The sequence below is a fragment of the Bacillus sp. CGMCC 1.60114 genome (assembly GCF_042676365.1).
GTDB lineage: Bacteria > Bacillota > Bacilli > Bacillales > Bacillaceae_G > Bacillus_A > Bacillus_A rhizoplanae_A.
Map to the genome: position 1 here is coordinate 21,497 of NZ_JBHTHG010000018.1, position 6,552 is coordinate 28,048.

The 6,552-nt window shown below is 33.8% G+C and carries 4 protein-coding genes and 2 pseudogenes; 4 read left to right on the forward strand and 2 right to left on the reverse strand.

Annotated elements, in window-relative coordinates; translation table 11 throughout:
* Nucleotides 1–76: 76 nt before the first annotated feature.
* The gene (locus tag ACFQZ1_RS08705; protein ID WP_377881738.1) at nt 77–1,060 is read left to right on the forward strand and encodes a DUF4003 family protein; all 984 of its coding nucleotides are present in this window, start codon (nt 77–79) and stop codon (nt 1,058–1,060) included.
* A gap of 711 nt (nt 1,061–1,771) precedes the next feature.
* Here the strand turns inward: ACFQZ1_RS08705 and ACFQZ1_RS08710 are convergent.
* Nucleotides 1,772–2,317: a MerR family transcriptional regulator gene (locus ACFQZ1_RS08710; protein ID WP_377881740.1), complete on the reverse strand. Its 546-nt coding sequence runs from the start codon at nt 2,315–2,317 to the stop codon at nt 1,772–1,774.
* Between the two features lie 774 nt (nt 2,318–3,091).
* Between ACFQZ1_RS08710 and ACFQZ1_RS08715 the strand changes: the two are divergent.
* The 3 genes and pseudogenes from ACFQZ1_RS08715 (at nt 3,092) to ACFQZ1_RS08725 (ending at nt 5,393) form a co-directional block, all read left to right on the forward strand.
* Nucleotides 3,092–3,614 (forward strand): annotated as a pseudogene (locus ACFQZ1_RS08715) (GNAT family N-acetyltransferase).
* A gap of 541 nt (nt 3,615–4,155) precedes the next feature.
* The gene (locus ACFQZ1_RS08720; RefSeq protein WP_377881742.1) at nt 4,156–5,250 is read left to right on the forward strand and encodes a response regulator aspartate phosphatase; all 1,095 of its coding nucleotides are present in this window, start codon (nt 4,156–4,158) and stop codon (nt 5,248–5,250) included.
* Nucleotides 5,247–5,393 (forward strand): Phr family secreted Rap phosphatase inhibitor, encoded by a 147-nt coding sequence (locus tag ACFQZ1_RS08725; RefSeq protein ID WP_098309791.1) that lies wholly within the window; start codon nt 5,247–5,249, stop codon nt 5,391–5,393. The genes ACFQZ1_RS08720 and ACFQZ1_RS08725 overlap by 4 nt, the downstream gene beginning before the upstream one ends.
* An 858-nt stretch (nt 5,394–6,251) precedes the next feature.
* Here the strand turns inward: ACFQZ1_RS08725 and ACFQZ1_RS08730 are convergent.
* Nucleotides 6,252–6,552 (reverse strand): annotated as a pseudogene (locus tag ACFQZ1_RS08730) (hypothetical protein); the annotation flags it as partial.

The window sequence follows — 6,552 nt, forward strand, 5'->3', positions numbered from 1 at the left end:
AATAAAATACATATATTTACAAATATAGAATTATAGTATGATAGAAGAGAAGTACAAGAGAAATGGGGGGACCGCTATGATTACATTGCAACAGAAGCTGGAGCAGTATACACACATATATGCACAGTTGAAGAGAGAACTAAGGTGGAAAACCGGTGATTCTCGGACAGGGATGATGATTGCCGCGATGTATGCAGGCAGCGATAAGCCGTTTGATCTTGGGCGTTTTTTACAAGTTAGTAGTTATATTAATGATCAGGTAGGGATGTTTTCATATTTGAAGTCCTATCATCGCTTTGTGGTTGCAGCAACATTAGATATTCACTTTACATATTACAAAGAAGCGTTTCAGCAGTTCCTAGACTTATATGAACGATTGGTCGCTGGTGGCTTTAGCCGGAGTATATTCACTTATTTGGCAGCAGCAGCGCTTTTACCAGAAGACAATGGACAGCATGAAACACGCATTCAGCGGTCGCTGCAAGTATATAAACGCATGAAAGAGGATCACTTCTTTCTTACAAGCACAAATGATTACCCGCTCGCTGTTTTGCTAGCAGGACAACCAGAGAAAGTAGAGACACTTATGGATCGAGTGGAACGTCTCTATCACAAGCTGGCGGCAACTGGTATGCACAAAGGGAATGATCTTCAATTTTTAAGTCATATTCTTTCTCTAAAGAAGGATGTCAGTGAAGATATTTTAGTAGCACGCTGCACAAACATATGGAACCTGCTAAAGCAAAAAAAGGTAAAAGTTAAACAGATGCATTATCCCGCTATCGGGCTACTAGCGTTGCTTGAGGATGGAGAGAAAGAGGTCCCTTCTGTTTGGGCATTCATTGAAAAATTGCAGGGGGACAAGCTATTCCGCTGGCATACGGATGCAAATATTCTTATTGCTATTCAACTATTCGTAAGTCAAAAAGGTGCGGAAAGTCACGCTGCTAACACAGGCTTACAAACAATGATAGAGGTTCTCATACAGGCGCAGCAGGCAGCTATGATAGCAGCAATTACCGCTTCCTCCGCAGCAGCTTCTGCCAGCAGTAGTTCATAACGTGCAATTTACTGCATAAATGCTATATGTAGGATTTTCCAAAAAGGGTTACATATAGCATGCTTAACTCAAAAGTCGATTGTCAGCTGACAATCGACTTTTGAGTTAATAAGCACGAAGCTCTAAAATATAATACATGAGTGGTGTAATTCGGGCCTACTTGACGTTTACTTAATTCCGGTTAAATAAACACTGAATGAACGTTTTCTTTGTGTTATCTTGACGGTCTTCAGGTAGTAATTTAATGGCTTTATCTAGTTTGGTTTTGTTACTGAAAGATGTGTGAAGGTGTATTTTGAATTACTGAAATGACGTTTTTCGAACGCTTTGGCAGTGTTATCTCGACAGCTGTTTCTTCGTGAACGCTATCCGTTTCTTGGGCGTTTTTTTCAGTAACATCAATACCTCTAGTTATATCCGATTTTAATTTTCAATTTAATTTAGCTTATATGAATATAAAGTATTATAATTTAAATCAAATTAATTAATCACTTTTAGAACATATATTTTGGTGAATATCTAACTGCTATATAGGATGATTATATTCTAATAGAGAATAATTTTTATCAGGAACTCGTTAGGTACAAAAGAATGTAATACGCTCAATCTTTTGGATTTCTGCGAAAGAATACCACATTTAAGTTAAGTCATAGGTATCCTATAATATATATATTGTGCATAAAATCTTATTGTGAATTATACACAAGTAAATTAATCACGGTTAAATAAACGCTGAATGAACGTTTTTTTGGTGTTATCTTGACGATCTTCATTTAGCATTCCAATAGCTTTATCTAGTTTGTCTTGTAGTAACTGTATTTGTGCATCTTTCTCTTCTTTCTCTGAACGCTCTTGTAACAATAATTCAATGATATCTTGGTTTTGTTGTACAATTTTTTCTTGTTGCTGAAACATGTGCAAAAATTTATCTTGAAGTACTGAAATGTCATTTTCCGAACGTTTTGGTAGTGTTATCTCGGTGTTTATTTCTTCGTGAACGCTATCCGTTTCTTTGGCGTTTTCTTCAGTGATATCAATGCTTCTCGTTGCAGCTTCTTCTAATTTCCAGTTCTGATTTAAGTATTCTTTCATCTGTTTTAAAATATCAATATCTTTTTCATAGTAAATGCGTTGTTTCCGCTCATTTCGGTCAAATATATAGTCCATTTTTTCTAGCTCAATTGACCATCTCCGAAGCGTATTTGTGTTAATGTCTAATTGTTTTGCTACTTCTTGTGCAAAATATCCATATTCCAAATTTCACACCTCCGTTATTTGTGTGTTACACTATTTTTCTTTATTAGAATGCTGTTTCCTCTAAAAGTGTTTTTTATATTTTTTGAGAGAAGGTGTTATGTTGTGAACGCTATCCGTTTTTATAACGTTTTTCTCAGTATTACCAACGCTTTCGGTTATAGTTGAATAAAAGTCATGCGCGCCATATCTTCGTTATCCATGTGTTATGGGGGGGGATTTATCTTCTTCGAATGTTTATTTTCTGGGAAGTATGAAATGGCTTATATGTACCTATACTATATTTAATAGCATATTTCCACGTTCAGATTTGCTTTCATTTTTTTGTGTATACAAATATCTAACTTCTACTGAGATTTTCTCCGGAATTTACTAGTACTTGCTAAAACACAATTTGTCTATGAGATATTAGAGGTTTACTTCTAATACAAAAATTCTACTAGATATGTGTAAGAGAATCAAAGGTTTCCTTAGTTAGATTAGTATTTAAAACAAAATTATTAGATCCTGAACAACCTAACGATATTAAGTTAAATTGAATTATTCGTGAACGCTATCCGTTTTTTTAGCGTTTTTTATATAAATGTTCACTATTAGCTGAATCGGGATCGTATATATGTTAAAAATACAAAAATTACTTGCGATATAAATCTACCCAAATTCTAGTGAAGTTACTTCATCAATTATTAGAAATTACTAAGTGATTTTTTGGGGAATTCTTTTCCTAGATTGATAAGATAAAAGTGTGATAATGACTCTAAAATAGGAGTGAAAGAGATGTTAGAGCAAACAAATCTAAATAAGGTACGGATTGAAGCTTGGACAGATACTGATCTTACCTTGCTGCGTTGTTTGAATGAACCAGAGATGATGAAACACCTTGGAGGTCCAGAGAGCGAGGGGGAATTCTTTCACGCCACAAGAGGTACCTTGAGATTGGTGGGAAAGGCTGTTTGTTCAGAATGTACTTCTTCCAGAGCTTGAAGTAGTCGGCTCTGTCGGATACTGGGAAACCGTCTGGCAGGAGGAAACCATGTATGAAATCGGATGGAGCGTTCTGCCACCATTCGAGGGCAGGAGGGGCATAGCGAATGCGGTTGTTTCATCAGCCTTAGCTAGTGTCCGTGCTGAGAAGAAGCACAGATACATTCATGCGTTCCCATCCGTTAATAACCCTGCGTCAAATGCGATTTGTCGGAGATTAGATTTCTTGTTCATTGCCGAGTGCAATTTCGAATACCCGCCAGGAAACTTCATGCAATGCAACGAATGGCGTCTAAATCTCAATGCGACAACGTAAATAGAAATAGGGAAGATTGGGGAAACATGTAGAGTCCTTGCAAAAGAATTTCATATAGAATACTAAAACAAAATATTCAAACAGCAGATGAACTTCATAATGATAGCCCTTTAGAGATTGATAAGATAATAGAAGCCGTGATTAGTAAATATTCAACATCTACAGGAACAGTAGCTACATTTTTATTTAAAGATACAGCCATTGAGGAACTAACTTCACACGTATAATGTTTTCCGATCCCTCGGGTGGATCTCATTCTCTATATAACTAATAGCAGCCTCTATAGAGACTTTAGAAACATATACAATTAATTTGCGGTGTGTATACTTTTTCTGCAGGAGAACTAATTGTAATACCCGGTATTAAATAGGGTATCAGTAATTAATCTTATTCCGAGACTTCCTACTACAACTTCAAAATAGAGTGAATAATCTGAAAGTTATTGAAAAATACACCTATAGGAAATTAACAATCTGTTTTTTGTTATCATTTATATTATAAGAATATTCCCTTTATTTGGTGGGATGACGGGGAGGATAATATGAACGTTCAATTGAAGGGTAATGAACAACTTACCGAACTATTAAATGAATGGTACTTACAGATTCGCGCGAGAAATACAGAAAATGCGAAGAGATTAAAAAAAGAAATTGAGAAACAGATTAATGATTTAAAGGATAATCAAAATTTACTCTTTTATTATTCACTTCTTGATTTCCGGTATAGCTATTTAATCAATAACTTGGGTATTTCTAAAAAGAGTTTTGATAAAATTGAAACTTTTGATACACCAAAAGAAGACTTCTTAGCATATTACTATCATTTTTTTAAAGCAATCCATTCTAATGCAATTGGAAGCTATAATTTAGCTAAAGAACATTATGACAGAGCAGAATCTCTACTAATACACATTCCTGATGAACTTGAAAAAGCTGAATTTTATTATAATTTAGCAATATTTCATTACCACATTTACAAAGGACTTTTAGCGACAAAATATGCAAATGCCTCCAAGGACATATTTTCCAATAATACTGACTGTGAACTTAAAATGGCTTATTGTAATAATCTTTTGGGATTAGCTTGTACTCACTTGAAAGAATTTGAATTGGCAGAAGAATATTTTGTTTCAGCTATAGATTTATTTCATAATTTCGGTAGTGAAAGAGATGTTTTGATTGTCCGTCAAAACTTAGGTTTAATGTATGCAGAGCAAAGAAGCCCTAGTTTAGCAATTCGTTATTTATCTGAAGTCAATCAGAAAATGCCCAATAATTATAAAGCACTCTTTGTTGAAGCTAAACAATACCTGAAACTTGGGGAAACAACAATTGCATTGGAACTTATTAAAGAAGGCTTAAAAATTTGTAATGAGTTAGAACTTTCTGAGTACCAACATCGTTTTATTATTATGAGGGAAATGTGTAACAATACTACAACTGAAAATTTAGAAAAAACAATTTTAGCAGGAATGGATTACTTCAAAAAAGAACAACTATGGGAGTATGTTCAAGAATACAGCGAGATATTAGCTGTTCAGTTTCATGCTGAAGCAAATTTTGAAAAAGCAAGTACATATTTCTTTTTAAGTTATGGAGCAAAAGAGGAAATTCTTGAGAAGGAGGCTTTAAAATGAGAAAATTGAATGTGTTTTTTGTGGGAATTATGGCAGTGGGAATTATAACTTTTGGTTTAAATAATTCAATAGATTCTGATTCTAAACAATCTAGTCAAGCTAAGTATACAACTGTAATGTATGCAGACGGTAATACTGGATGAGAATTTGATCCACAAAACAAAAGAATATTCTTGTTTAAAACCACGAACCTAAATATGTAGAAAATTTGTAAAGTACACCAAGCGCCATAAATATTCCCACTAGTATAATTGCAAATGCAGCAATAGCAAACCCTATAGTCCATATATAATACAATCCTACTGCTACTAAGCCCACTATGACTAATAAGCTTATGATTAGCAGTATAAGTCCAGCCAGAAAATATAACGCACTAATAAAAACACTTATCCATACTATAAAGTGTGGTTTCTTTAATTTCAGTATCTTTTTCTGATTGGAGTAGGGATCAATAATTTCTAGAATTAATTCATGAAACAAAAGCAACCAAAAAATTAATTGTATCCTCGAAACAAGAAAGTTCTTGGTTTAGCCGTTTATTTAAGAGATGAAGATTGTTTTTAGATAGCAATAGCGAATTTGAGGGAACCGTGTAAGATCCTTGTAAAAGGATCTTACACGGTCTTTTATTTTCTATAAATTCGATAGTCTTCCCTAAAAGATGACACTGTATATCTTTCAAAAATAGATTTTTAAAAATCTTGTAGATTCTTTATTTATTAAATCTTGTTTTTAAAAACTAAATACAATAAAAACATTAGAATTCGTTTTTAAGGCTTTACTCTTACTCCAACAAGGCATTTGAGCTTTATACTTAGTAAATTTCTGGTTTAATACCTGAGTTAGTGATAGAAAACACTGGTATTAAAGGTTGGAGTTTTATAGTTAAATATTATGAGTGAAATATAGCAGAGAGAGGATGGGAATATGCTTGCATGACAAATAGCCTTGTTGATTATGATTTTTTCAAACAAGGCTATTTATTGCTATTTTTTTAACTACTAGTTTCCTTTCAAAAAATCATAGAAGATGAACGTACTTTCACGTTTTTTATCCAAGTTACTAATAGCTTCACTTTCTTCACGATCCCTACGGTCTAGATATGCTTTATATTGTTGCCCAAACATTTTAATAAAGTGTGCAGGATTGCTTTCATCGGCTTTATTAAACTTAAACCATTTTACACATTGCTCAAAATGGTTCTGGTGCAAGAAATCTAGTGAACTTGGACATACTGATACTAGTACTCTAAAAAGGGGCGTGATCAGTATGGAAAAGCAAAATTTATTCAAGTGGAAACAT